Here is a 26713-nt window from a genome sequence, read left to right as displayed (position 1 = left end):
CACGGATAACCGATGTCACTGACTGTGAGCAAGCCGACCCGGACCCGCAGTTCCCCGCAGAAGTTCAAGCCGTAGAATGGATATGAATAATCGACGCATCGTATGATCGCGTGCATCACGATTCCATCATTGATGACGAGCGGAGGCCACATGGACGAGGTCGGTTGGCAGGACAGCAAGCCGAAAGAGCCTCAACAGTCCTACATGCAACCGGACGGCAGCTTCGGCACCCAAGCCTTCCTGGACGGACTGGATGCCATCTTCAACGCCGGCAAGGCCCGTGATCAGGCCGAACCCTACCTGCAGCAGGCGCTGGTGGATGCGGAGAATGCGGGCGACGACGCCGGGCTACTGACCGTGCTGAACGAAACCATGGGCTTCTACCGGTCCCAGGGACGCCACCAGGAGAATATGTGGATGATCCAGCGCGCCATCGAACTGGCCTCGCGCATGCGCATCGAGGGGTCCGAGGCCTGGACGACCACCCTGATCAATGCAGCCACAGGTCTGCGGGCGGCCAAGAAGTACGACCAGGCCGAAGACCTCTACCGGCAGGCGCTTGCCTCCGCAGCCAAAACCCTTGGGCCCAAGGACCGGCGGCTGGCCGCCCTGCACAACAACCTGTCCATGCTCTACAGCGAAACCGACCGGCCCGACCAGGCCGAACAGGAGCTGCGCCAGGCCATGGACATCCTGGAGACTTCCAGTACTGATCCTTCCCGGGATCTGGATCTGGCCTCCACCCACACCAATCTTGCCCTCCTGCTCATGCAGCGCAAGGACAATCCGCAGGCTCTGCGAGAGGCCTGGGACCAGGCCCGCGCAGCCCTGGACATCTATCGAACCGGCCACCTGGAAAATAGCGCACACTATGCCTCGGCCCTGGCTGGCTTTGCCCAGGTCTGCTACATGACCGGGCGCTTCGGCCAGTCGGCAGACACCTACCGAAGGGCCCTGGCCATCATCGAGGACCGGTACGGCAAGGGCAGCGACTATTACCAGATCACCAAGGCCAATCTGGACCAGGCCCAGGCCGCCGCGGAAGAAGCCGGGGACAAGGACCAATCCAAGCAGGCCGACGAAGCAGCATCCAGCCAGCCGAAAGCCAGCTCAGATCGGACCCCGGCCAGAAATCACAGCAGTGACAACGATCGGCATGGCTCCCATCCGGATATTCAGGGACTGGACCTGGCCAAGGCCTACTGGGAGCAGGTGGGCCGTCCCATGCTGGAGGAACGCTACCCCCAATATCGCGGCCGGATCGCCGTAGGCCTGATGGGCCATGGATCGGACTGCTACGGCTTTGACGATGCCATCTCCCGGGATCATGATTTCGGCCCCGGCTTCTGCCTGTGGCTGACCAGCGAGGATTATCGGGCCATTGGCGATCAGCTGCAGAAGGAATACGAGGCCCTGCCCACCGAATTCATGGGGTTCGGCTCACGAACCGACAGCGTCAGAGCAAAGGGAGCCGACCGCCGCGTGGGTGTCTTCGAGATCGGCGCCTTCTTCGAATCCCTGACCGGCTACCGGCAGGCGCCCCCGGAAGATCACCCCCACGAGTGGCTGCTCCTGGACGAGGCCACGCTGGCGGCGGCCACCAATGGCAGGATCTTCGCGGATCCTCTGGGACAGATGCTGGCCACCCGGCAGGGGTTCAAGGCCATGCCCGACGATGTGCGCTTCTGCCTGATCTCCCGCCGGCTGGGCATGATCGCCCAAGCAGGCCAGTACAACCTGCCGCGGAGCCTGCAGCGTGGCGACGGGGCTGCAGCCATGCTGTCGATCAACGAATTCATCAAGGCCTGCGCCTCCCTGATCTTCCTGATCAACAATCCGCTGACCGTCGGGTATCTGCCCTATTACAAGTGGACCTTCGCGGCCCTGCGGCGGCTGAGCAGACGAATGGCCACCAGGCTGGCCGACCTGACCGAGCAGCTGGAGGACATCCTGCGCCTGGCATCGGCTGCCTGCTACGGAGGGCAAGGCTTTGGCGAGGGCGGCAAGGGAGCCCGGCCGGCCGCCGAACGCGTCACCAAGCTTGTGGAGTCCATCTGCGCAAGAATCGTGGAAGAGTTGCAGGCGGAGGGCTTGACCAACAGCCCGGAAACCTTCCTGGAGTGGCAGCGCCCCTATGTCGAGGCCCACATCTCCAGCGACGATCCGGTTCTGCACAGCATCTGAAAGGAGCCAAGGATGGCTAACGACGAGCAATGTCAGGATGAGGAATCCCTGCGCGAGCGGATCGTCCGCCACGAATGGGAGCAGTTCCAGCAGGTCAACAACGAGGGTGGTCCAGCCAACTGTCAGGGCAACTGGCCCATGTTCCACCAGATGCGTCTGAGCCAGTTTCTGACCTGGCCGCACCCCCTGCTGACCAGCTATGCGGACGACCTGGACCAGGCCGACAAAACGGGGCGCAACCTGTTGACCGAGAAGTACGGGCGGATGATGGAGTCCACAGCCCCGGACCAGTACCACAGCAGCATCGCCCCCTACCTGCCCAGGCTGGGCCTGGAGCGCCAGGAGCGCCAGGAGCGCATCATCGACCGGCAGGTGGCCTGGGCCAAGGACTTTCGCGAGCGATACCCCCGCCTGGGCCAGGAGATGCGGGTCCTGCGCACCAGCGAGGACACGCCGGAGGCCACCTCCTTTGAGACCTATCTGCGTGGCGAACTGGGCACTTATTCGGCACGGACGCTGGATCTTTACCAGTCCATGGTGGACCGGATCGCGGCCCGGGGCGGCAACCTTACCGAGGAAACCATCCTGGCCACGGTGCAAATGAATGGCTTTGAGACCCTGGACGAAGCCGAGCAGGCCCAGGACAGAGCACCTGAACCACAATCATGAGGCCCATCTGACCAACCAGTCGCGCGGTCGGGTAGAGTTGACGGGTGCAAAAGCTGAAACGGGCGGGTTTCACCGCCGCCTCCTTTGTGGTCATCCTGCTGGTCATGCTCCTTTTGGGTCAAGCCATGACGCCGGGCTGGCAGGTGGAACCCTACCGCGACCATCTGCAGGTCCCGACCCGGTCCACTGCCATCGCCTCGAGCCTTGGAGCCACCACCCCTGAGGGCACCCACCCCGTCAGGGAGCGGAAGATCGGCATCACCCTGGATGGCGGGGTTCGCATCCAGGCCATCATCAGAGAGCCAGGCGACCGAAAGGGCACCGGACCAGCCTGCCTGTTCATCCATGGCGCCGGAACAGGCAAATCCTCCGAGGTGTACGGCGACCTGGCTTCAGCCATGGCCTCAGCCGGCATCACCACCCTGGTGCCTGACAAACGTCTGGACACCTACACAACCTTCCACCGCGACTATCAGGCCATGGCCGCCGACTATGGGCGTTCCCTTGACCGTCTGCGCTCCTGGCCCGGTGTGGATCCAACCAAGGTGGGCCTGTACGCCGAGTCCGAGGGCACCTGGATATCGTCCATCATGACCGCCAAGGACCCAAGCATCGCCTTCTCCATCCTCACTTCGCCCCCCGTCTACCCGGGACGACGGCAGATGGCCATGGCGGCCACCAGCTACTTGGATCTGATTGGCGCACCCAAGGGGATCCGCAAGGTGATACCGCGGCTCATGGGCATGGACCTGTCCCTGCTGGGCCTGGAGTACGCCGACTTTCCCTCCCTGCCCTATTTGGATCAGCTGCGGATGCCAGTCATGGTCAACTTCGGCACCATGGATGTCTCCATGCCAGTCGAACAGGGTGCTCGCGAGATCATCCGCAGGGCGCATGAAAGCGGCAACGACAACGTGACCCTGCGCTACTACCCCACCAACCATCAGATCCGCACCGGCAGCAGGCTTGCCAAGGCCGGGTTGCCCCTGGAACCCAGATACACCCATAATCTGGAAGACTGGATCAACGCCGTGGCACTGGGCACCCAGGCCAACCAGTGGTCCACTCCCATGATCGCCGGCAGCCAGCCCCATCAGCTCAATCAAGTGCCCGACCACACGAATACAGGGTTGATACCTTCGCTGACCGCCCTGTTGACCCTGATGGCCAGTGGCCCCATTCTGCTGGCTGCCGCCCTGGTCTCTGCCCTGATTGGAGCCTTGGGCTCACATCTGCGTGCTCGAGGCGATCACGGCCGACAATCAGGTTTCAGCAAAGGCCTGACCGGACGGCTCTGGTCGTTAGGCCTGCTAGCCGCAGGACTTATGACTGGCCTGCTGACCTATGCCTTTACTGTGGTCCGCAAGGCGCTTGGCCTTATGCATCTGTCCTCGATGACGGCATCATGCTGGTCCCTGTTGTCCGTTCTGTGTCTGGTATTCATCCTGCTCCTGGCGAGCACCCTGACCTCTATCTTCAACCGAGCTGACGGCAAGCCGGCTGTCGCCGGGGCTGGCCACTGGCTGACCCTGACCCTGACCCTGCTGGGGTCTCTGGCCATCCTTGGCAGCCTGATCTTCTGGAATATCCTGGTCTTTTGAGATAGAGCGGGTGCGCCTTGCCGATGCCAGCCAGGCTAATACAGACGCGCCAATCAGCACTACGCCCAGGCCGGCAAAAATCAATGGGATAACCCGCTGCCAGGGTACGACTATGGTCAGATCCGTACCGTAACGCAGAAAGACCAATCCTAGAGCCAACATGGTCAGAGCCAAAAGTCCAACCAGGGCGCCAAAAATGATGGTAGGTAGGCTGGGCCCGCTAGGACGGACCGGCTCCGGCGGCTGCATCCGAACCTGGTATATCGGGGGTGGGGATTCAACCGGCATGGCCTTGGTGATGCGTTCCTGACGATCCATCGGCTGGTCTCCATCTGGTTGCTGCGTATCAGTCATCTTCCTGATCCTCCCCAAACTGCCATGGATTGTAGCTGTAATCCCAATAATCATTGATCAAGCCGCTGTAGAGCTGCGCCCGCTTTGGCTGGGTAGCACTCCCCTGGGCTTGCACGGTGACCCGTGCACCGGCCATGAGATTGGCTTCGACAATCAATTCGGGCTCGTCGGGCATATGCCACTGATCCTCCTTGGACGCTCGCAGGGCTTCCTCCCAATCGCGTCGTTCAGCTGATGACGACGTATTGCCCCACCACATCCAGTTTCCTTGTTCCGTCTCGGTTATCCAGTCAGCCGCCCCTGATCCTAAGACCCTGTAGAGGTCGGCGTGTTCCCTATAGGACAAGCTGCATCCCTTAGGTATGAGCAGGCGAACGTCAGCATAGGCCACAGCCAGGCGGACGGTGCCCGTCGGGCAGCCTGAGACTGTGCTCACCGCATCATCCATAATCTGAACACGATGGGTGCCGTGTTCCCGCTCATAACCAGTCAGGTCAATGACGGCACTTCCCTGATCCTGCGGGTCTCCGACCAGCGCGGTGCCGCGGCGATAACGCCTCATGTCCGCACTGTCCGCCCCCAACAAACGCCCGTGGTTATTGCCGTTAACCTGAACTGTGGCGTAGTCGGCCAAGACCCTGCGGTTCTGGGTTTGCTCAATGCCTGGTATGGCCGAACCGGTAGCCAGAATCAGGACAACCAGGCAGGCCATCAAGGCAATGGGGGTCAACCCTCCAGACCTGCGGCCCATCAAGCCCAGGATCAGTATGACCACGCCAAGTGCCAGCGTGACGCCTCCAGCCCAGATTAGAGCGTAGGCCAAGGTCGCATTCAATCCGCGATAGGGGTTCGTGGCCATCCACCAGACCCCTGCTCCGGAGACCAGGATCAGTCCCGACAGAAGACTGACCAGCATAGGTCCGGCGGGACGACGCCTCAGCCGGGGCGGAACCGACGGACCCTGACGGGCTATTCCCGGCCCTGTCGAGAATGACCCGGCTGTGCCATAGCCCGGCCAGGCACTGAATCCATACGACTGATTCTTGTTCCCAGCAGGTTCTGCAGGGCCTTCTGCCCCCGTCCAACCTCCGGGAGCTGCACCAGCGCTGGGATTGCCCCCATCTTGCGTATTATTCGAATCGCTGCCGGCGTTTGCCGAATCCTCTGTCTCAGAGATGGGTCCAGGAGAGGCTACCTCCCCTTGTTGCTCCGAAGTTCCATACGAATCGGAATGCTCTGGCTGATCCTTGAGTCCTTCCGAGCTCGCATCACTTGCTGTCTGTGCATTGCTTCGCGTCCCTGTGTAATCCTGGTATCCCTCATACCCCGAAAAGCTAGGGTACTCAGGCTGATTCGAATACCGCTGCGAACCTGTGCCATTCGGCCGTTCCGAATACTGCGATCCCATCACCCACGGATCGCCCGAAACCGGCCTGCCGGCATCCGGCCCAGCCCAGTACCCTCTTTGATACTCCAGGGCCTTGTTGCGGCTCCACCGGATGAGCAGATACAGGATCAACGCACCCAAAGCCAGGGAAAAGATTCCGACTCCCAGGGAAAAGATTCCGACTCCAGGAATCAGGATTGCCAGCAGCCAGTAAATGATGATGCCCACCATGGAAGCGTGCCAAATCCCGTGAATCAGCTCCTGGGCGATAATGACCCCACGCCGGTCCGGCAAGACGAACCAGGCAAAACCGTAGAAGGCAGCACCGGTGCCGAAGAGAAAGACCGCCAAAATCATCAGCGCTCTGACCAGGGTCACGCTCCAGCCCAGCCGACGGGCCAAGGCTACGCAGACGCCGCCGATCCATCCCTGGTCGCGGATCAGATAGGACTCCCTGCAGGCGCGGAAGAACTTGTCGGACTTCCACCGCCAGCCGTTATCAGGGCCATTGCCGTTCATGTCGCTACTCATGTCTTCATTACAACACCCAGCGAGCGCAAATCTTATGGGGGAACACCCTGATTCAACCCTGATTTCTTCCCCTTACTGCCTTATCGGCACCGTCCGAAAACGATAATGGAAGCATGAACGCAACCATGCAGGAAGAACAAACGCTGAAGGAACCGCCTCCTCTGCACCCTGCGCGCATGCCCCTGATGAGGCCGCACAAGGGCAGGATCCTGTGCGGAGTCTGCAAGGGCGTCAGTTTGCACCTGGGTATCCCCGTCTTCTGGATACGCCTGGTCATGGTTCTCCTGGCTCCCAAAATGATCACCTGCGTGGTCTACTGCTTTCTTTGGTTGACACTTCCCCAGGGCGATCCCACCCAGGGAGTCCAACCGCATGATCCGCGGTCAGCCCCGCTGGCGCCCAGCATCCTTACTGGGCAACCAGGTCAGAAGGAGGATCACAGCATCACTCCCGGGCGGGTAACCAGACTGCTGGCAGGCCTGGGCATCATCCTCCTGCTGACCGCGGTCATTCTGCTCAGCAGCGGTATGCGCCCCGCCTTTGTCGTCCCCTGCCTGCTTTTCTGCGCCGGACTTGTCCTGGCCTGGGTGAGGCCGGAGAACCAAGGAACCGGCTACCACCTGCCGGCCCTGATCGGAAGCCTGGCCCTGATCCTGTCGGCTGCGGTAATCTTCCTGCTGTCCACCCAGGAATTGCATTGGGCGCTGACCCTGATAGTCCTGGCCGGCCTGCTTCTTGTAGGCGTAACCGCGGTGGTCGTGCCCTGGGTCGGCTCAATCATTAGCCAGCTGGGGGATGAACGCGCCATGAAGGAACGCGAGGAGGAGCGGGCCGATATGGCAGCCCATCTGCACGATGGCGTTCTGCAGACCCTGGCCCTGATTCAGCTGCATGCCGACGACCCGCATACCGTCTTCACCCTGGCCCGATCCCAGGAGCGAGATCTGCGTAACTGGCTCTACCAGGAACGCACCCCCTCAGACCGGTCCGTCAGCACCGGGCTGAGCCAGATAGCCGCACAGGTGGAGGACGATTCAGGCAAGCCAATCGAGGTGGTCACCGTGGGGGACGCCATGCCCTGCGCCCAGACCGATGCCCTGCTCAACGCGGCCCGACAGGCCCTGGTCAATGCCGTCACCCACGGCGGTGAACCCATCTCCCTATATTGCGAGGCCCGCAGGAATCAGGTTGAGGTCTACGTGCGCGACCACGGTTCGGGTTTCGATGTGGATGCGATTCCGGCTGACCGTCTGGGAATCCGCGAGTCCATCATCGGCCGGATTCGGCGACGTGGTGGCAGGGTCGAGATCGTCTCCCGTCCTGGTTGGGGCACCGAGGTCAGAATGCACATGCCGCTGTCCGAGGCCAGCCAGCATCAGGAGGGCAAGGTTGGTCAGCGTGAAAAAGGGACCGATGCCCAGCAATGATAGGATGCATGGTGAACCATTCATTCACAGACGCATGCCGGTCCGATCCCACCCACACTTGAGGACCCCGCGTCGGGAAAGGCGGGCTGAACCACGCCCATGACCACGACTGCAGCAGAGCTCCATCAAGCCAAGGATGGGTCCGCAAACATCCGCGTAGCCGTCGTCGACGACCATGAGATGTTCCGCACCGGCGTCATCACCACCCTACAGCCGCATTTTCACATCGTGGGTCAGGCGGCGGACGTGGAATCCTCCATCCTCATGGTCGGGCAGACCCGTCCCGACGTGGTTCTGCTGGATGTGCACGTGCCGGGTGGCCAGGGCGGTGGAGGTGCCGAAATTCTGAGCCGTTCCCATCCCCTCTCCCCCCGGTCGGTCTTTCTGGCCCTTTCCGTATCCGACTCACCCAGGGACGTGGGTTCGGTCATCCGTGCCGGAGCCCGTGGTTACGTGACCAAGACCATCTCCGCCAAGGATCTGGTCTCTTCAATCCGCCAGGTGCACGAAGGATACGCCGTCTTCTCACCCAAGCTGGCCGGATTCGTGCTCTCCGCCTTCCAGGAGGACGAGGTCGCAGATGCCGGCCTGGCAGAAGACGACGAACTGGACCGGCTCTCCGCGCGCGAGCAGGAGGTCATGCGCCTGATCGCCCGGGGCTACACATACCGCGAGGTGGCCTCCGAGCTGTTCATCTCCATAAAGACGGTTGAGACCCACGTCTCCAACGTCCTGCGCAAACTTCAGCTGTCCAACCGGACCGAACTGACCCGCTGGGCCGCAGACCGCCGCATCGTCTGAACGTCCACTCAGCAGGCGATGCCCCGCTGACGAAGATGCTGGCGAAGACTGCTGATGTCCTGGGCAAGAATTCCATCCATGCCTAGCCTGTCAGCTATAGCCACATGTTCAGGGTCCGCATCAACGAAAATCGTATGCCCGGGGCTGATAGCGAATCGGCGTAGGGCCAGACGATAGAAGAGCGGATCGGAGAGGTCCAGATGCTCTTTGGATGAGATGAGCGTGCCTTTCAGCGCAGAGAGCGGCGAAAGGACCTCGGATATCGCTGCGATCAGCTGACTGGTCGTCGCCGCCAGGCCCCAAAGGGTCAGGCCAGCTCGCCGCAGATCCCCCAGCAGCTCCGATGCACCAGGAAGAAGGCCTTTCACTGCCAGGGTGTAGTTTTCCAGACAGACGCGGACCACCCAGGCGACCGCAGGCCCGTGGGTGGTTTCATAGTCGGCCAGTGCCTGCTGCGGGTCCACACCCAGATTGACCTGTCTTCTGACACAGGTGAAGCCCCAAAGGTCCTCCGGGTCCAGCACCATATCGATCACCCCGTCAGGGTACTGCCCGACCAGGGCTCTGCGCGGATCCCAATCCACCAAGGTCCCAGGCAGAGCGAGGAGGATACTTCCGCCGGGGGCTGCGAGATCGGGACGGTCGTCGCTGAATATATCTTCGCCTGACAGGTCGTCCGATACGCCTTGACCGGATCCCTGCTGTAACTCCCGATGCCGCCTTGCCATGCCCCCAGAATAAACATCTGGACCTACAGGGCCTACGGCAGAATCCAGTCGGCACGCGGTCAATCACTATGCGGAGACCAGTGCATAGATATATTGAAGCCAGCAATGGCCGGATCCCACGCTTCCGACCTGCCCAGGGCGGAAGTCCCGCCCGTCACGAAAGGAGCCGTCATGCGTCGGCTGCTGCTCACGTCCTCATTCTCCGCTACCGCTGGCAGGCTGCCCACCTTCCTCGAAGGCTCGCCCAAGAACCATACGGTGGCCTTCATCCCCACGGCCAACCTTCCCCAGCGTTCGGATGGTTATGTCCAGGATGCTCGCCGGGCTTTCACCGACATGGGCTGTCAGATTGACGATCTGGAAGTTTCGACCGCCGATCCGGAGACCATACGCCGGAGCCTGGAGGAGGACGACCTGATTTATCTGTCCGGAGGCAACACCTTCTTCCTGTTGCAGGAGCTGCGTCGCTCAGGCGCTGCGGATCTGATCAGACAGCAGGTGAACCAGGGCAAACCCTATATCGGCGAATCGGCTGGCGCTGTGGTGACCGGTCCCGATATCGGCTTCCTGGATGCCATGGATCCACGCTCGGCCGCCCCGGATCTGGACTCCACTACTGGGCTGGGTCTAGTGGACTTCCGCCTCCTCCCCCACCTTGATTCCGAGCCCTTCGCCGAGGTGACCAGGAAAATTCTGGACCACTACGGCGATGATGGTCCCATGGTGGCCATCAGCAACAGCCAGGCCGTGGCTGTCCACGGGCAGTGCCTGACCATTCTTTAGAGAAAACTCCAGTTTAGAAAAGTACCTGTTAGCGACAGAGGCCTTCCATGACCCGGCGGGCCTGATCCAAGCTATCGCCCGGACAGAGCAGGATGACACCGTCTCCCGCGAGCAGCCGCAGGTCGCCTGCGGGAATCAGCCGATGCTCGCCCCTGCGCAGACCGACCACAGCACATCCGTGCGGCCATGGGACCTGCCCCAGCAGACGACCAGCCGCTGGGCTGCCATGCTCTATGGGGAACTCCACAGTAACCCTGTCAGGAACCTGGACATCTGGAGCATGCCCCCGGCGGTAACGCTCCAGCAGAGCCTCGTATATGGGCTCGACACGCAGCAAATCGGACACCATCAGGGCCGTGAAAGCACATAGGGCCACGGGCAGCATATGAACCAGAGAGCCAGACATCTCCACCGTCAACAGAATGGACGTTATAGGAGCCTTGACCGAGGCCGTCAGGGTGCCTGCCATGGCACAGACCGCGCAGACCGGAATGATTCGAGCGGGCATTCCCAGGGCGGCCGCACCCATCCCGCACAGGGACCCGGTCAGCGTACCGACAGCCAGAATGGGCATGAAGATGCCACCGGGGGCGCCACTGCCGAAGGAACTGGCCGTAAAGAGCATCTTGACCAGGAGCAGAACCAGCAGGTTGACGGCCACCGACCAGGCCACCTCGCGAACGCCTTCCGCCTTGCCAATCAGGTCCTCGCCGCCACCCAGGACGGCAGGCAGCAGCAATCCTACCGGCAGGGCCAGGAATAGGGAGATCACCGGTCCCAGCTTCGAGGGCAGGTGGTTGTAAAGGCTCTGCGCGCCCAGCAGCAGACGGTTCATGGCAGCTCCCACCAGGCCGGCCACCAGCCCAAGGGGGATCATCAGCAGATACTGGGCGATGGTCAGCTGGGGCATAGCGGTGAAGTCCAGGACCGGACGCAGGCCGAAGCGGTTCTTGGCGATGAAATCAGCACTCAGGCAGGCCATGGCCGCCGAAAGAAGAATCATGGGAGAAAAAGACCTGTGGATCTCCTCCAGGGCGAAGACCATCCCCGACAAGGGCGCGTTGAATGCCGCAGACAGACCGGCAGCCGCGCCGGAGGTAACCAGGCAGGTCTCCTCCACACGGTCTCGGCGCAATCCTCGGGAAACGAGCTGGGAACCGGCCGCGCCGATCTGCACCGAGGGCCCTTCGCGCCCCAAAGACAGGCCGAACATGCCGCAGGCCAGACCACCCAGGAACCGTACACCCAGCACAGGCAGGGCAGACATGCGCATGCCGTGGATGACCACGCCCTCCACCTGTGGAATGCCGGAGCCCGAGGCCATAGGAACCCGGTGGACCATCCAGGCCAGGGCCAGTCCTACCAGCAGGGCGGCCAGCAGCCAAGGAAGAATCATCAGGGGCTGGTCACGCATCTGCGCGTAGGCCCATCGAGCGAACCTTGTGCCATAACCGATGCCCTGCCGGTAGAGCACCACCAGCAATCCCACCAGCAACCCGCAACAGGCAGCTCTGAGAGCCACCAGCCACCGGCTGGCTCGACCCGGCCTGGTCGCCTGCACAGGGTCGGAACGATGGGTCTGATCCATCTCATCTGCCGACGGCTTTCTCCAAGACAGGTTCAGCCTCACAGGCCTGCTCCTTCCCTCCTTTGCGCACAACGGTTTCCAGCTTCTCTCAGGGCAGAGACCAGGAGCAATGGCTGAGTCGACGGCTTCAACTCTCAGACATTATGAACACCCGGGATACCAGCTTCCGAGCAAGATCCGCCAGGCAGGAGCCGGGCAAGCAGACGGACACATAGTCAGAGCCCAAAGGCAGTGCTGTCTGTTCGTCTGTTGCCGTCAGATTACCGTCCAGGACGACGGTGTCCACCTGGCCGCGATGGCCCACAAGATCCAGCAGCGAGACCCGACCCGGCACCGTATCCAGACACTGGCGCAGGGTGGCGGCCGAGGCCATGTGCAGCCTTCGGCATCCGACCACTGCCCGCACCTGGCGCAGATCAGGCCGCTCTATGCCCTTGGCCACCAGGAGTATCAGCAGACCTCCAGCATCCTCCAGCAGCAAGAACTTGGAGAGGTTTTCTATAGAAAGCCCCAGCAGGTCAGCAATGCCCAGCTCCATGCCCTGGTCAATGGTGTCCAAGGGCGGGTGTTGAGCGACTCGCCAATTTGTTCTCAAACCATCCAGAAGCTCTCGCACCGGCTGGGGAACCATCCTGTCCCCCGAGCCTAATGACCCCTTATCCATACCGGCTGAGGCGTCAAGCTCTGCTCTGGCTGCAGGATCGGTGCTGCCATTGCCTGGTCTCATGGACGCCTCGTCAGTCGTTGGCCACCTCTGAGTCGGGCTTCAGCTCCTTCTCCTTCTGGCCTATCCGCTTTCTGTCTATGCGATAGTAAGCGTTGAAGAGACCGCCGGAGGTCAGCAGAACGATCAGAAGGACCAGCAGCCATATGTTCTCTTCGGCATCGTATTTCTCAAGCAATTCATAAGAGGAGGAGATCATCTTCAACCAGCCTGCGACCGACACGAAGTACCAGGCGGTCGCCTGGTCGAGGAAGCTCAGCGCCCGTCGACGTTCTGATCTGGTCCTGGTAGCCTGACGGAGAATTTCGTGCCCGCGTTTACGTTCCAGCTGGATCTTGACGATGGGCACCAGCCACCACCAGGGCGAGACCTCATCCCAATTCTTGCTGAGCTGATCAAAGTCGTCCAGGAGCTCCTGATATTCCTGCAGCTCCATCAGCCCCTGGAAGAGTGGGAATGTGAAAAGCAACCAATCTCCGATCAGAGAGACAATGGCGATGAATTGATCCACGACCCGACCTTTCCCTTGCAGAGTCGGCGCCCAAGGGTCGGCTCGCGTGATTACTCATGGCTACCATCCATCATTGTAGGCACCAGGTAGCCACCAGGTTCCAGCCCAAACCGCTCTGCAAACAGGGGATTTCAGCGAATACAGGAATGCCCCGGAATGAGCTCCGGGGCATCCACCAGGCGGACAGGGCGGGATTCGAACCCGCGGTGGCTTGCGCCACAACGGTTTTCAAGACCGTCTCTTTCGGCCGCTCAGACACCTGTCCATAAGACGTGCCGATCAGGCACGTCACTCATCATACGACATCAAGGTTGGTCCAACCACCAGCGGAATGTCGACCAATTTCGGCAGAGGTGGCTCAGGCCTCCCAGGTCTTGGGCTCGATGACCTCCTTGCCGCCCACATAGGAGCGCATGGCCTCAGGGATGACGATGGAGCCATCGGCATTCTGGTGGTTCTCCAGGATGGCGACCAGCCAACGGGTGGTGGCCAGGGTCCCGTTCAGGGTGCTGACAGGACGGGTGGAGCCGTCCTCCAGCCGCTCGCGCTCGTTGAGGCGGCGGGCCTGGTACTCGGTGCAATTGGAGGTTGACGTCAGCTCGCGGTAGCGACCCTGGGTGGGCACCCAGGCCTCGCAGTCGAACTTGCGCGCAGCCGAGGATCCCAGGTCTCCTGCGGCGGTGTCGATGATCCGGTAAGGCACGTCCACCTTGGCCAGCATCTCCTGTTCCATGGCCAGCAACTGCTGGTGTTGGTCGCGGGAGTCCTCCTGCTTGCAGTAGACGAACATCTCCACCTTGTCGAACTGGTGGACGCGGATGATGCCCATGGTGTCCTTGCCGGCGGAGCCAGCCTCCCGCCGGTAGCAGCTGGACCAGCCGCAGTAGCGCAGCGGACCCTTGCTCAGGTCCAGAATCTCGTCCTCGTGCATGCCGGCCAGGGAGACCTCGGAGGTGCCCACCAGATACTGGTCGTCGGGCTCACGCAGGCGATAGATCTCGTCGGCGTGGGCATTGAGGAAGCCGGTGCCGGCCATGACCTCAGGCCGGACCAAGGTGGGGGTGATCGTAGGAATGAATCCATGCTCCATGGCCTGGTCCACGGCCATGGTCAGCATGGCGATCTCCAGCCGGGCCACATCCCCGCGCAGGAAGTAGAAGCGGGATCCGGAGACCTTGACGCCCCTGCGCATATCGATGCCGGCCACGCCCACGCCCAGGTCCAGGTGGTTCTTGGGTTCGAAGCCCTCCTTGGCGAAGTCGCGCGGAGTGCCGATCTTCTTGACCACCACGTAGTCGTCCTCGCCGCCCTCGGGTGCCTCGGGCTCCACTACGTTGCTGAACTTCCACATCAAATCGGTGTACCTGGCGTTGGCCTCGTCGGAGGCTGCCTTGCAGGCGTTCACCTTGTCCGACAGGCTCTTGGTCCGGGCCAGAAGGTCGGCTTTCTCATCAGGAGACGCCGAGCCCATGCGCTTACCGAGCGACTTCTGCTCGGCCCTGTAGCTCTCGTAATCCTGGAGTGCGGCCCTGCGCTCGCTGTCCGCCTTCAGCACTTCGTCGACGAGTTCGACCGATTCGCCGCGTTTGCGCTGTGATTCACGGACAACATCCGGATGTTCCTGAATGAACCTGATATCTAACATATCTGAATTCTATGACTTTCAGGGGACACGAAAACCGGCCCCGCACACCTCTTTCCGGGCCTTATGACCTCTGCTGCAACCGGTCCGGCCGCCGACCCAATCGAAAAGAGCAAGAAGGACGGGAAGACGGACGGGAACCGATCGTCCCTGATATGTATATGCGCCTGGCCCGCATCACTTGCCGAATACAGTCTTACGGAACCGTTTGCCGGTGGGGGTGCCCGCGAGCCCGCCGATGCCGGTCTCCCTCAGCGATGAGGGCATGCTCTCGCCGATGGACTTCATGGCTGCAATGACCTCATCGGGCGGGATCCTGCTGACGCCACCCGACAAGGCGATATCAGCAGCGATCAAAGCGTTGGCAGTGCCGATGGCGTTGCGGTTGACGCAAGGCACCTCCACCAGCCCAGCCACAGGATCGCAGACGAGGCCCAGCAGGTTGCTCATGGCTATGGCGAAGGCCTGGGCACTGGAATTGGGATCGCCCCCTGCACCCTCAACCGCTGCAGCAGCGGCCATGCCGGATGCGCTGCCAACCTCGGCCTGACAGCCACCTGTGGCTCCGGAGATCATCGCCTTATTGGCCGTAACCAGTCCGAAAGCCCCTGCCGTGAACAGGCAACGGATCAGCCCATCGTCATCCAGCCCCAGTCGGTTCCTGAGCACGGTGAGCACTCCGGGCAGGGTCCCGGAGGAGCCGGCCGTAGGGGTAGCACAGATGATGCCCATGGCCGCGTTGACCTCATTGGTAGCCATGGCGGCCTCCACGGCCTGCAGGATGGCATCGCCGCTCAGGCTGGTTCGTGTCTTCCGGTAATGCTCCAGCAGAGCCGCCTGACCACCGCTCAGCCCAGTCTTGGAAAATACGCCATCGCCCTGGGACCCCCTGGCCACGGCAGCCTGCATGACCTGCAGGTTCCTGGCCATTCTCTCCCAGACCTGTTCGCGGGTCTGGTGCGAACGTCGCACCTCCTCGTCAATGGCCACTTCGGATATCGACGAGCCGCGCCCTTCGGCCATACTCACGAGTTCAGCGATCGAAGTGAACATGCGCCATGCCTCCTAGTCGATATAAATCATCCGGGACGAGTGACCCGCGATCTGCCTCTGTTGCTGCGCGGACAGCGGATTGTCCAGGTCGAACTCGTACACCGCCATGCCGGCCGGACCTTCGGGCTCATACCTGGTCTGCTTGGTCACGCCCTCTTCCCGAAGCAGATCGCGTATGCGCTCCAATCGCCGACCGGCGCTCTTTTCGGATTCATCCAGTTCCACCAGCAGGATGGGCAGAAGCCCGGGAGGAGTGATCAGGCAGCCGTCCAAGTTGATGCGCCGTACTTCAATGGTCCCGCCCCCGATGGAGCAAGCCGCGTAAATCACCCGCCCGGCTGGGCCCTGCAAATCCAGGACAGCGGTATTCGGATGGTCGATGGGACTGGGCTCATCCTCCTCGTGGAAGGTCAGATCCATACCCTGCCTGCGGGCGATGCCGATGGCATCAGGCACCCGGGGGTCATCCGGGGCAAAACCCAGCAGGCCACTGATAATGGCATAGTCGGTACCGTGGCCGCTGTGCGTGCGGGCGAAAGAATCATAGTAATGAATATCAGCACGGCTGGGAACGCCCTCCACAAGAGTATGGCCAACTCGCCCAATGGCCACTGCCCCAGCCGTATGCGAGCTGGAGGGGCCAATCATGATGGGACCTATGATGTCGAACACGCTCTTGTACTTATCCATGCCTGCCTCCTCTCTCCATACCCCCTGGCTTTCCCGGACTTCCAGCGCACGAAGCCGTTGCAACTCCAGACCGAGGGGACCACATGAACCGAGTGCCATCTTAACTTCACGGTTTTCACTACTCAATCAGCTCATACTGTCAGCGTGATTGCTGTAGAGGGTTCGTTCACGTCGGACACGCCCAGGGGCTTCGGGTCGGCACGGCGCGCAAAATAGAGTCATGCCAATTCCAGCGGTCGTCATCCTCGCCATCCTGGCTGCGGCGGCCATTGCCGTCACTGCGGTGGTGCTGATCGTCCGCGCCCAAAGACGGCACAAGTTCGCCATGCAGATCCTGGCCCGGGACGACGACCAGCTCAGCTACGCTTTCGTTATCAACCCCTCCAAACCCCAGGCAGCCGCCGCCCGCGAACGCATTCAGCAATACTGCCGGGACAAAGGCATCCGCGAATTCAGCTTCATCGAAACCCAGCTGGATCGGGATGGAAGAGCCTGTGCGCGCATGGCACTGGAGCGTGGGGCCAACGTAGTCGTTGCCGTGGGCGGGGACGGGACAGTACGCACCGTAGCCAGCGCCATGGCCTCCAGTGACCATGTCATGGGCATCATCCCCATCGGTACCGGAAACCTTTTCGCGCGGAACATGGGCATTCCCGTAGGCGATCTGGACGCCGCCCTGGCCGTGGCCACATCGCACGGCTCCACCCAGGTGGATGTGGGCCGTATGGCCCTGCTAGACGCAGAAGGTGAGGAACAAGGCCATGGTCACGCCTTCCTGATCATCGCCGGCATCGGCTTCGACGCCCTGATGATTGACGACACCGACCCCAACCTGAAGAAGACGGTCAGCTGGCTGGCCTACTTCATCAGTGGCGCCAAGCATCTGTTCGCACCCAAGTACACGGCCGACATCGCCATAACCCGGCCCGACCAGGTCACACAGACCAACACCTCAGTGACCTTCCGCACCTTCATGGCCGGCAACTGCGGGGAGATTCCAGGATTCTCCCTGATGCCCGACGCCTCCTACGACGATGGCATCCTGGACTTCGAAATCATCGACACCTCCGCCGGCCTGATCGGCTGGGCCAACCTCTTCGGGGATGTGATGCATCAGACCATCACCCGCAAGTCCAATCAGAGCCCCCTGTCGACCAACTCCACCATCGTCCAGCTGCAGGGAACAAAGGCGGAGATTCGCCTGGAGAAACCAGCCCTGGCTCAGGTGGACGGCGACATTCTGGGCGAGACCTGCCACATAGCACTCAGCGTGGAGCGCCAGGCCCTGGACGTGCGGGTACCCCAGTCCGACTGAGACCGAAACAGCCTGTTGCCCCTCTGTCTGCTTTCTCATGCCGGGGTGGCATGATGGGAGCCATGACAGCACAGAATGCGGGCAAGCCTGCCAGCCCAGAAGATCTGATCAACGTCGACGATCTGATCGGCAGATACTACGATTCCATCCCAGACCCTTCCACGCCCTCCCAGCGGGTGTCCTTCGGCACCTCCGGGCATCGTGGCTCCGCCCTGACCACCTCCTTCAACGAGGCCCACATCGTGGCCATAAGCCAGGCCATAGCCGAACAGCGGGCCAAGGACGGGGTCACCGGACCGCTCTACCTGGGCCGCGACACCCACGCCCTCTCCCTGCCCGCCTGGAAGACGGCCATCGAAGTCCTGACCGCAAACGGGGTACGGGTGCGCATCGATGCCAATGATGACTACACACCCACACCCACCGTATCCCAGGCCATCCTGACGCACAATCGGGCGGCCGACGGCACCCAGCGCTTCTCCGGCAAGGACCTGGCTGACGGCATCGTGGTCACCCCCTCCCACAACCCGCCCACCGACGGCGGATTCAAGTATGACCCGCCCACAGGTGGTCCGGCTCCGGCCGAAACCACCAACGCCATAGCGCAACGGGCCAATGAACTTCTGGGCGACTACAGGCGGGTCAAGCGTATTCCCTTTGAGGATGCCATCAAATCCGAGCTGGTGGAGCGCTTCGACTACCGGGAACACTACGTGGCCGACCTGGGCAATGTCATCGACTTCGACCTGATCAGATCCTCCGGGGTCCGTCTGGGCATCGACCCGCTGGGCGGCGCCTCGGTCAACTACTGGCCGCTGATCAATGAAAAGTACGGCCTGAACATCGGCGTCGTCAACCCGGAGGTGGATCCGACCTGGCGGTTCATGACCATCGACCACGACGGGAAGATTCGCATGGATCCCAGCTCCCCCTATGCCATGAAAGGGCTGGTGGATCGCCTCAACGCCGGGGCCTGGGACTCCTACGATCTGGTGGGCGGCACCGATCCGGATGCTGACCGGCATGGCATCGTCTGCCCTGGGACCGGCGTCATGAACCCCAACCATTACATCGCCGTCTGCGTGGAATACCTCTTCTCCGGTAACCGACCCGGATGGCCCCAGGGCGCCGGCATCGGCAAGACCCTGGTCTCCTCCTCCCTGATCGACCGCGTGGCTGCCTCCATCGGCGCCAGGCTGATCGAGGTGCCCGTGGGATTCAAGTGGTTCGTCGACCCCCTCTTCAAGGGCGAGGTGGCCTTCGGTGGCGAGGAGAGCTCAGGGATGAGCTTCCTGCGCCGGGACGGCCGTGTCTGGACGACCGACAAGGACGGGCTGATCCCCGACCTCCTGGCTGCCGAGATCACAGCCAAGACCGGAAAGAACCCGGCCCAGCTCCACCAGGAGCAGGTGGAGCGCTTCGGCCAGAGCTGGTACAAGCGGGTGGACACCCCAACCACCTTGGAGCAGAAGCAGAAGTTCACCCAGCTGAACGACGACGATGTAACGGCTTCCACCCTGGCCGGCGAGCCCATCACCGCCAAGCTGACCGAGGCCCCGGGCAATGGGGCCAAAATCGGAGGCATCAAGGTGACCACACAGAACAACTGGTTCGCCGCCCGCCCCTCCGGCACCGAGAACATCTACAAGGTCTACGCCGAATCCTTCGTTTCACCTGAAGCCCTGGACCAGGTTCTGGACGACGCCGACCAGGTGGTCGCCAAGGCCCTGGGCTGAACCGCAGACAAGACCACCCGTCTTCCCCCCCCCCCGCATCAGTCATCACTGGCGCGGGGGTTCTCTATTTTTCTGCTTAGACTGGAACCATGACCAATGACAAAAATCTGGTCGTCTCGACCGACGGCAGCGCACTGAGCAATCCCAATGGCCCCATGGGCTGGGCCTGGGCCGATCAGGAGGGCGGCGACGCGGATGCAGGCGGCGCCAGCAACGGCACCAATCAGATCGGCGAACTATGCGCCGTCCTGCAGGCCCTGCGCGCCCACCCAGGCGAGCGCCCTCTGGTCATCGAAACCGACTCACAATACGCCATCAACTGCTCCACCACCTGGGTGCCCGGGTGGAAGAAGAAGGGGTGGAAGAACTCCCAGGGCAAGCCGGTCAAGAATCGCCCGCTTATTGAAGCCATCGACCGGGAGATCCAGGCCCGGCAGGGATCGGTCAGGTTTGTCTGGGTCAAGGGCCATGCCGGCAACACTTTCAATGAGAAAGTGGACACTCTGGCCCGCGGCTACGCCACAGCTGCTGGCAAGGGCAACCGGGAAGGCTGTCTGCCTATCGAAGGCTGGCGTTCACTGTTGGCCTCCCCCTACGCCAAAGGCACGCAGGTACCGCCCGCAGTCAAGGATGAGCTGGACGGAGGGCCCCAAGTTCTGGACGAGCTGGGTCGCAAGAAGGCCCGCCTGGATCAGGAGGAGCAGAAGGACCTGGCCGAAACCGCCGTCGAGTCCGAGGCTGTGGATGCGGAGCAGGCCGAATCTGTGGAAGCAACGGCAGCCGCAGGCAATGGCACACCCGACCCCGACATGGCCGATGGTCAGGAAGACGAAGTCGCGCCGGCTTCCAAGGACACCTCGGACGCCGATACGGTTGACCGGGAGACCAGGAACTCCGGGGCTCGGGGACTGAGAGCCAGCGGCCGCATCCGCATCACGCCGCCCCCATCCGGCAGCAGCATGTTCACGGGACAGGACCTGCATATCGTCGGCAGCATCGATATAGATGCGGACATCGACCCTGACGGCTACGTGACCATCCAGGAGGCGCCTTTCCGCCTGCACGCCATCGAAGTGGAGGATTGAGCGGCTCCTGGACCGTCAGGGGCCATCGTCTACACTGGAGTGAACCTGAACCAACAAGACCCGCAGACATCAGCTGTTGAGCGCATGGCGGGCATGAAGGAGCGTGTATGGACAAGACCGAGCAGGACAGACTGAAGAAGGCCGCCGGCATCGAAGCAGCCAAGCTGGTCGAGAATGGCATGACCGCCGGGCTGGGCACCGGATCCACGGTCCGGTTCTTCGTGGATGAACTGGGACGGCGCGTCAAGGAAGAGGGCTTGGAGTTCACCGGCGTGACCACCTCCCGGAGGACCAAGGAACAGGCTGAAGGCTACGGAATCCGCATCGTCGACATCGACCAGGTGGACCACATCGATGTCACCATCGACGGGGCCGACGAGGTCGACAAGGACTTCAATGGCATCAAGGGCGGCGGCGCTGCCCTGCTCTGGGAGAAAATCGTGGCCGTCAACTCCCGAAGGATCGTCTGGATCGTGGACGAGTCCAAGGTGGTCGACACCATCGGCCGCTTCCCCCTGCCAGTGGAGGTCATCCCCTTCGGCGAGCGCCACGTTCTGGATCGCTTCAAGGAGCGCGGCTATCACCCGGTCCTGCGGATGGACGGCCAGGGGCAACCGGTTCTGACCGACGAGCACAACCACATCATTGATCTGCATCTGGATCGAATTGATCACCCGCAGGATCTGGCCCAGGACCTGATCACCACCGTGGGCGTCGTGGAACACGGCCTCTTCCTCAACATGGTCGACACGGTCATCGTGGGCGATCCCAACGGACCCCGGGTAATGACCAACGCCAACAAGTAATCGTCAGCGAACCTCTTGCCTCCCGGCTGGAAGCTTCCGACTGCCCAAGACGACCGGCGATGATATACATGAAGCCCCCCGCGTCCATTCGATGCGGGGGGCTTCGTCGGCCCTGATGGGCCAGAAGTCATAAAGTTACTTGCGCTGGTGACGAGTCTTGCGCAGCAGTTTGCGGTGCTTCTTCTTGCTCATCCGCTTGCGGCGCTTCTTGATGACAGAACCCATCCGAGCCTCCGATCCTTAGTTACCTGGAAGTGTCCAACTTGCTTATCGTACACCGCTTACGGGACGACTAGAGCGGGAAGGCCTTGTAGAAGGCCTCCAGCGCAGTCCGCTGGCCCTGGGCACGGAAGACCACGGTATCATTCTGCCAAATGACCAGCACCTTGTGCTCGTCGTCGCCATCCGCCTTCTCCAGGTAGGATCCGGTGACCGTGCCGCCGCTGCGAACATTGCCCGCGGCCAGCTCCTTGCCGGACATGCCCGTGGACTGGCTGTCATAGAGCGCCTTGGCATCCTCGCTCCTGGACCACTGAGCCAGGTGAAGGGTCACATCCCCGCCCGACCTGCCGGTGGAATAGACCAGGTTGTACTCCTCGATAGGCGTACGGGTGCTCCACTCGCTGTCAGAATCCGCTTTGACACGGGCGAACTCTCCCACCGTATCGGGCATGGCCTTGAGCAGCTCGGAAGCCGAGCCGGGCAGGGGCACCGCCGTGGCCTTGGGGCTGCTGGCTTGCGAGGGTTGTGAGGATGTGGAGGCCGGGACCTGGGCAGTGGGCTCTTGGCTGCGCACCGCCCAATGAGGCCAGACAAAGGCCGATAGGAGCACCAGGACCACCACCGCCGCCAGGGCGATGACCAGACCGATCCGTCGACGGCGTTGCCTGGCATGCGCGGAGGAGTCGGAGGAGGACACGGGTGCAGAAGGATTGTCAGCCATGCCTCCATTCTCTCATGGGCAGGGTGTCGGCACTGCGAAGATGCCGTAAAAGCCTGGTTCCTCGTCCCTGAATCCCGATAGCGTGCAGGTATGGCCAAGACGACGACGCAATACGTGTGCACGGAGTGCGGGTGGACCGGCGGCAAGTGGTTCGGACGCTGCCCGGAATGCGGCCAGTGGGGAACCATCGAGGAATTCCATGAAGCCCGTGTCGTAGGTGCAGGCGGGGGGCTGTCCGCATCCGGCGGCAGCCATACGGCACCTGCTCCCCCGAAGAACGGCCTGGCCCGGCCCATCACACGGGTGGGCACGGACCAGGTGAAGCGCATTCCCACAGGATTCGAGGAGTTCGACCGGGTCCTGGGCGGGGGCATCGTACCCGGGTCGGTCATCCTCTTGGCCGGCGAGCCAGGCATAGGCAAGTCCACCCTCCTGCTGGAGACCGCCGGCCGAGTGGCCGACCGGGGCGGCCAGGGAGGCAAGGTGCTCTACATATCGGGCGAGGAGTCCCAGGCCCAGGTGCGGATGCGGGCCAGTCGGGTGGGAGCGCTCAAGGATTCGCTGTTGCTGGCTTCGACGACCGACCTGGCCACGGTGCTCGGGCTGATTGAGCGCGAGAAGCCGGCACTGGCCATTGTGGACTCCGCCCAGACCATCGTCTCCAGCCAGGTCGACGGCATCTCCGGGGGTTCCACCCAGGTACGCGAGGTGGCCATCAGCCTGATAGACATGGCCAAATCACACGACATCCCCATCCTCCTGGTCGGCCACGTGACCAAGGACGGCTCCATTGCCGGGCCCCGGACCCTGGAGCATCTGGTCGATGTGGTCTGCCAGTTCGAGGGCGACTCCCAGACCGCACTGCGCCTGCTGAGAGCCGTCAAAAACCGTTTCGGCCCCACCGACGAGGTCGGATGCTTCGACATGGGCGAGCAGGGCATCGAGGAGGTCAGCGACCCCACAGGGCTCTTCCTTTCCACGACCGGACAGGAGGTGGAGGGCACCTGCGTGACCTTCACCTTGGACGGCCACCGCAGCCTGCCCATCGAGATCCAGGCCCTGGTCACGTCATCTGTTCTGCCCACGCCCAGACGCAACACCAACGGGATCGACGCCAACCGTCTGGCCATGCTGGCCGCGGTGCTCTACCGTCACGGCCGCGTCAACCTGCTGACACGGGACCTGTATGTGTCCACCATCGCCGGCGGGCTGGCCAAGGAACCCGGATGTGACCTGGCCATCGTGGCCGCGCTGGCCAGTGCAGCCAAGTCCCGGCCCATCCTGCGCACGACCTGTGCCATGGGCGAGATTTCGCTGACCGGGCAGGTCAGGCCTGTGCCTCAGCTCAACCACCGTCTGCAGGAGGCCGCCCGTCTGGGATTCACCCGGGCGCTGGTCCCGCCCGACCGGCATTCAGGAGGCCGAAAACCCATCCAGGGACTGGAGGTGGTCGAAGTCACCTATCTGGCCGAGGCCCTGGAGGCTCTGGGACTGGTCTGAACCCGGTGGCAGCTGGTCCCCTACCGCACCCTATGGCACCCGCCTGCCGACTCGTTAACCTGCCGGACTAGGATGGAGTCGCTGGAAGACCGACACCCATCACCATCGCGAGGAGCAGATCAGTATGACCATCTTCACCAGGAAAACCATACGCAGGCTGACGGCGGCCGCACTCACGACAGTCACGCTCATGGCCGGCGCGGCCTGTGGCTCCTCATCGAGCAACAGCGGGCAGTCGGCAGACAAGCAGGACATGACCCAGCAGACCATCAATCCCGGCACCCTGACCATTGCCACCGGGGACCCGGCCTACGCCCCCTACGTGCAGGACAACAAGCCCGAATCCGGCAAGGGATACGAGGCGGCCGTGGCCTATGCAGTGGCAGAGAAAATGGGCTTCGACAAGGCGCACGTCACCTGGACCAGGACCACCTTCGACGCCGCCATCGCCCCGGGAAGCAAGGACTACGACCTGAACATCCAGCAGTTCTCCATCACCCCGGAGCGTCGGCAGGCTGTGGACTTCACTCCCAGCTACTACAACTCCACCCAGTCTCTGGTGGTCAGAAACGACTCCCCATACGCCTCCGCCACCTCCCTTGCCCAGATCAAGGACGCCAAGATAGGAGCCATGGTCGGCTCCACCTCCTACGAGATGGCCCACAAGCTGGTCAAGCCCGACATCGACACCTTCAACGACGACGTGGCCTCATCCCAGGCCTTGGACGCCAATCAGATCGACGCGCTTGTGGTGGACACCCCCTCGGCCGTGACCATGGTCGATTCCAAGCAGGTCAAGAACGCCAGGATCCTCGGGCAGATCAAGGGCTCGCAGGACCCGGAGGGCATGGGCATAGTCCTGCCCAAGGGCTCCAAGCTGACCCCGGCTGCCTCCAAGGCCGTCACCGCCCTGAAGAAGGATGGGACCTTGGACAAGCTGCAGAAGCAGTGGCTGCACGTATACACCTCCCTGCCTATCCTGGGCTGAGAGAAGAAAGGAAACCTTGTCGTTCATGGCCACCTCGGCACAGGACGCGGTCAGCGATATCCAACGGGAGCGGGAACGCTACGGCCGTCGACAGAATCTGCGCTCAGTGGGGATCAGCATCGCCAGCACCCTGGTGTTGGCCCTGCTGATTGCTCTGGGGCTGCACGCCTCACCCGGCTGGCCCCGAGTCAAGCAGTCGTTTTTCTCCGGAGCCTACTTCGCCCAAGCCTTCCCCAAGGTCCTCCAGGGACTCTGGCTCAATCTGGAGGTTCTCTTCTTCGCGGTGATCGGCGTGGCCCTGCTGGGCACCCTGCTGGCCATGATCCGCACCAGCCGGAACCCGCTGCTCTTTCCCCTGCGGGTGCTGGCCCAGGTCTACACCACGATCATGAGGGGCATCCCCATGATCGTGGTCCTCTACCTGATCGGCTTCGGCATCCCCGGCCTGGCCATCTTCAACCGGATTCCGGCAGCCCTGCTGGGCACAGTGGCGATCATCCTCTCCTATTCGGCCTACATAGCCGAGGTGCTGAGAGCCGGCTTCCAGGATGTCGGTCCCTCCCAGAGGGCGTCGGCACGCTCACTGGGCCTGACCTCGGGGCAGACCATGCGTCTGGTAGTCATTCCCCAGGCCCTGCGCAAGGTGGCTCCGGCACTGATGAACGACTTCATCTCCATGCAGAAGGACGTGGGGCTGATTTCGGTTCTGGGTGCCGTCGACGCGGTCAGGGCGGCCCAGATCATCGTGGCCACCTCCTACAACTTCACCCCTTACGTGGTGGCCTCGGTGCTCTTCATCGCCACTTCGGTCCCGTTCATTCTTCTCAACGACTGGTATTCCAACCGGCTGCGCAAGCGCGAACAGAGCGGAGGCATGGTATGAGCGAACAGGCAGGCGCCAATCAGAACCAGCCGGTGCTCCGTCTGGAGGATGTGCGCAAGACCTACCCGGGGGGCAACAAGGTCCTGCGCGACATCTCCATGACCATCATGCCCCATGAGACCGTGGCCCTGCTGGGCCCGTCCGGGTCCGGCAAGTCCACCCTGATGAAGTGCATCAACCTGCTGGAGACCGTCAACGACGGCAGAATCTGGCTGGGTGGCACCGACATCACCGATCCCAGGATCAACCAGGATGCCTGCCGGGCCAGAATCGGCGTGGTCTTCCAGCAGTTCAACCTCTTCCCGCACATGAACGTTCTGAAAAACGTGACGCTGGGAGCCATCAAGGTCCACGGCATGCCCAAGGACCAGGCCAGGGAGCGGGCCCTGGAACTGTTGGACCGGATCGGCATGAGGAAGAAGGCCGGAGCATACCCCGACCAGCTCTCCGGCGGCCAGCAGCAGCGGGTGGCCATCGTCCGAGCCCTGATGACCGACCCGGAGCTGCTCCTGCTGGATGAGATCACCTCAGCCCTGGACCCCATGCTTGTGGGCGAGGTACTGGCCATGGTCTCGGAGCTGACCGCCGGCGGCACCACCATCCTCATGGCCACCCACGAAATGAGTTTCGCCCATCACGCAGCCAACCGGGTGGTTCTGCTGCTGGACGGTGTCATTGCTGAGAACGGAACTCCGCAAGAGGTCATGGACGAGTCGGAGAATCCGCGCACCAGGGAGTTCTTCAGCCACTTCCGAGGGCTGTGACTTCCCAAGTACCTTCAGCT

General features: G+C 62.3%; 24 protein-coding genes and 1 tRNA gene. 14 read left to right on the top strand and 11 right to left on the bottom strand.

Going from position 1 to position 26713, the window contains the following annotated elements; translation table 11 throughout:
* The first annotated feature begins 150 nt into the window (after positions 1 to 150).
* The 3 genes from H3U89_RS05615 to H3U89_RS05605 are packed head-to-tail and all read left to right on the top strand — an operon-like array spanning position 151 to position 4454.
* Positions 151 to 2184, top strand: coding sequence for a DUF4037 domain-containing protein (locus H3U89_RS05615; RefSeq protein WP_198180390.1), 2034 nt, complete (start codon positions 151 to 153; stop codon positions 2182 to 2184).
* A gap of 12 nt (positions 2185 to 2196) precedes the next feature.
* The gene (locus H3U89_RS05610; RefSeq protein WP_198180392.1) at positions 2197 to 2853 is read left to right on the top strand and encodes a DUF4125 family protein; all 657 of its coding nucleotides are present in this window, start codon (positions 2197 to 2199) and stop codon (positions 2851 to 2853) included.
* A gap of 44 nt (positions 2854 to 2897) precedes the next feature.
* On the top strand, positions 2898 to 4454 hold the full coding sequence (locus tag H3U89_RS05605) for an alpha/beta hydrolase family protein (RefSeq protein ID WP_198180394.1): 1557 nt from the start codon (positions 2898 to 2900) through the stop codon (positions 4452 to 4454).
* Positions 4455 to 4800: 346 nt separating this feature from the next.
* Here H3U89_RS05605 and H3U89_RS05600 read toward each other — a convergent pair whose 3' ends face one another.
* Positions 4801 to 6726: a PspC domain-containing protein gene (locus tag H3U89_RS05600; RefSeq protein ID WP_198180396.1), complete on the bottom strand. Its 1926-nt coding sequence runs from the start codon at positions 6724 to 6726 to the stop codon at positions 4801 to 4803.
* A 113-nt stretch (positions 6727 to 6839) separates the two neighbouring features.
* Here H3U89_RS05600 and H3U89_RS05595 point away from each other — a divergent pair, with 113 nt between their 5' ends.
* Both H3U89_RS05595 and H3U89_RS05590 read left to right on the top strand, forming a co-directional pair.
* Entirely contained in the window at positions 6840 to 8153 is a 1314-nt protein-coding gene (locus tag H3U89_RS05595; protein WP_232340467.1) for an ATP-binding protein, read from the top strand.
* Positions 8154 to 8252: 99 nt separating this feature from the next.
* On the top strand, positions 8253 to 8954 hold the full coding sequence (locus H3U89_RS05590) for a LuxR C-terminal-related transcriptional regulator (RefSeq protein WP_198177349.1): 702 nt from the start codon (positions 8253 to 8255) through the stop codon (positions 8952 to 8954).
* An 8-nt stretch (positions 8955 to 8962) separates the two neighbouring features.
* On the opposite strand, the gene H3U89_RS05585 is transcribed toward H3U89_RS05590, so the two are convergent.
* On the bottom strand, positions 8963 to 9682 hold the full coding sequence (locus tag H3U89_RS05585) for a hypothetical protein (protein WP_198180398.1): 720 nt from the start codon (positions 9680 to 9682) through the stop codon (positions 8963 to 8965).
* Between the two features lie 105 nt (positions 9683 to 9787).
* On the opposite strand from H3U89_RS05585, the gene H3U89_RS05580 reads away from it, so the two are divergent.
* Positions 9788 to 10465 carry a Type 1 glutamine amidotransferase-like domain-containing protein gene (locus H3U89_RS05580; protein WP_198180400.1) on the top strand — a complete coding sequence of 226 codons (678 nt, stop codon included), beginning with the start codon at positions 9788 to 9790 and terminating at the stop codon, positions 10463 to 10465.
* Between the two features lie 28 nt (positions 10466 to 10493).
* Here H3U89_RS05580 and H3U89_RS05575 read toward each other — a convergent pair whose 3' ends face one another.
* The 7 genes from H3U89_RS05575 to H3U89_RS05545 form a co-directional block, all read right to left on the bottom strand.
* On the bottom strand, positions 10494 to 12053 hold the full coding sequence (locus H3U89_RS05575; RefSeq protein ID WP_232345746.1) for a ClC family H(+)/Cl(-) exchange transporter: 1560 nt from the start codon (positions 12051 to 12053) through the stop codon (positions 10494 to 10496).
* A gap of 127 nt (positions 12054 to 12180) precedes the next feature.
* Positions 12181 to 12780: a YbaK/EbsC family protein gene (locus tag H3U89_RS05570; protein WP_198180404.1), complete on the bottom strand. Its 600-nt coding sequence runs from the start codon at positions 12778 to 12780 to the stop codon at positions 12181 to 12183.
* 10 nt (positions 12781 to 12790) lie between these two features.
* Positions 12791 to 13288 (bottom strand): hypothetical protein, encoded by a 498-nt coding sequence (locus tag H3U89_RS05565; protein ID WP_198177344.1) that lies wholly within the window; start codon positions 13286 to 13288, stop codon positions 12791 to 12793.
* A gap of 180 nt (positions 13289 to 13468) precedes the next feature.
* A tRNA-Ser gene (locus H3U89_RS05560) sits at positions 13469 to 13553 on the bottom strand.
* Positions 13554 to 13646: 93 nt separating this feature from the next.
* Positions 13647 to 14933 carry a serine--tRNA ligase gene (serS, locus tag H3U89_RS05555; protein WP_045935687.1) on the bottom strand — a complete coding sequence of 429 codons (1287 nt, stop codon included), beginning with the start codon at positions 14931 to 14933 and terminating at the stop codon, positions 13647 to 13649.
* 174 nt (positions 14934 to 15107) lie between these two features.
* Entirely contained in the window at positions 15108 to 15983 is an 876-nt protein-coding gene (gene sdaAA, locus H3U89_RS05550; protein ID WP_045935688.1) for an L-serine ammonia-lyase, iron-sulfur-dependent, subunit alpha, read from the bottom strand.
* 12 nt (positions 15984 to 15995) lie between these two features.
* Positions 15996 to 16673, bottom strand: coding sequence for a serine dehydratase beta chain (locus H3U89_RS05545; protein WP_045935689.1), 678 nt, complete (start codon positions 16671 to 16673; stop codon positions 15996 to 15998).
* 220 nt (positions 16674 to 16893) lie between these two features.
* Here H3U89_RS05545 and H3U89_RS05540 point away from each other — a divergent pair, with 220 nt between their 5' ends.
* The 4 genes from H3U89_RS05540 to rpiA all read left to right on the top strand — a co-directional run bounded on the left by H3U89_RS05540 (position 16894) and on the right by rpiA (position 21615).
* Positions 16894 to 17988: a diacylglycerol/lipid kinase family protein gene (locus H3U89_RS05540; protein WP_198180406.1), complete on the top strand. Its 1095-nt coding sequence runs from the start codon at positions 16894 to 16896 to the stop codon at positions 17986 to 17988.
* Between the two features lie 62 nt (positions 17989 to 18050).
* Positions 18051 to 19724, top strand: a complete 1674-nt coding sequence (gene pgm / locus H3U89_RS05535) for a phosphoglucomutase (alpha-D-glucose-1,6-bisphosphate-dependent) (protein ID WP_198180409.1) — start codon at positions 18051 to 18053, stop codon at positions 19722 to 19724.
* Between the two features lie 89 nt (positions 19725 to 19813).
* Complete coding sequence (locus H3U89_RS05530; RefSeq protein ID WP_198180411.1) at positions 19814 to 20809, top strand: ribonuclease H family protein; 996 nt, start codon at positions 19814 to 19816, stop codon at positions 20807 to 20809.
* A 107-nt stretch (positions 20810 to 20916) separates the two neighbouring features.
* Complete coding sequence (gene rpiA / locus H3U89_RS05525; protein WP_198180413.1) at positions 20917 to 21615, top strand: ribose-5-phosphate isomerase RpiA; 699 nt, start codon at positions 20917 to 20919, stop codon at positions 21613 to 21615.
* A 135-nt stretch (positions 21616 to 21750) separates the two neighbouring features.
* Here rpiA and H3U89_RS05520 read toward each other — a convergent pair whose 3' ends face one another.
* Positions 21751 to 21840 carry a 30S ribosomal protein bS22 gene (locus tag H3U89_RS05520; RefSeq protein WP_004268639.1) on the bottom strand — a complete coding sequence of 30 codons (90 nt, stop codon included), beginning with the start codon at positions 21838 to 21840 and terminating at the stop codon, positions 21751 to 21753.
* Positions 21841 to 21907: 67 nt separating this feature from the next.
* Entirely contained in the window at positions 21908 to 22558 is a 651-nt protein-coding gene (locus tag H3U89_RS05515; RefSeq protein ID WP_198177336.1) for a hypothetical protein, read from the bottom strand.
* A gap of 90 nt (positions 22559 to 22648) precedes the next feature.
* Here H3U89_RS05515 and radA point away from each other — a divergent pair, with 90 nt between their 5' ends.
* The 4 genes from radA (at position 22649) to H3U89_RS05495 (ending at position 26693) form a co-directional block, all read left to right on the top strand.
* Positions 22649 to 24058, top strand: coding sequence for a DNA repair protein RadA (gene radA / locus H3U89_RS05510; protein WP_198180415.1), 1410 nt, complete (start codon positions 22649 to 22651; stop codon positions 24056 to 24058).
* 124 nt (positions 24059 to 24182) lie between these two features.
* On the top strand, positions 24183 to 25046 hold the full coding sequence (locus tag H3U89_RS05505) for an ABC transporter substrate-binding protein (RefSeq protein WP_198180417.1): 864 nt from the start codon (positions 24183 to 24185) through the stop codon (positions 25044 to 25046).
* 25 nt (positions 25047 to 25071) lie between these two features.
* Positions 25072 to 25929, top strand: coding sequence for an amino acid ABC transporter permease (locus H3U89_RS05500; RefSeq protein WP_198177333.1), 858 nt, complete (start codon positions 25072 to 25074; stop codon positions 25927 to 25929).
* Complete coding sequence (locus H3U89_RS05495) at positions 25926 to 26693, top strand: amino acid ABC transporter ATP-binding protein (RefSeq protein ID WP_198180419.1); 768 nt, start codon at positions 25926 to 25928, stop codon at positions 26691 to 26693. The genes H3U89_RS05500 and H3U89_RS05495 overlap by 4 nt, the downstream gene beginning before the upstream one ends.
* Positions 26694 to 26713 lie beyond the last annotated feature (20 nt).

The organism is Bifidobacterium sp. W8104 (genome assembly GCF_016100735.1).
In the GTDB taxonomy this organism is placed as follows: domain Bacteria; phylum Actinomycetota; class Actinomycetes; order Actinomycetales; family Bifidobacteriaceae; genus Bombiscardovia; species Bombiscardovia choladohabitans.
Note: the sequence above shows the minus strand (reverse complement) of the source record. Positions and strands in the feature narration are given on the sequence as shown.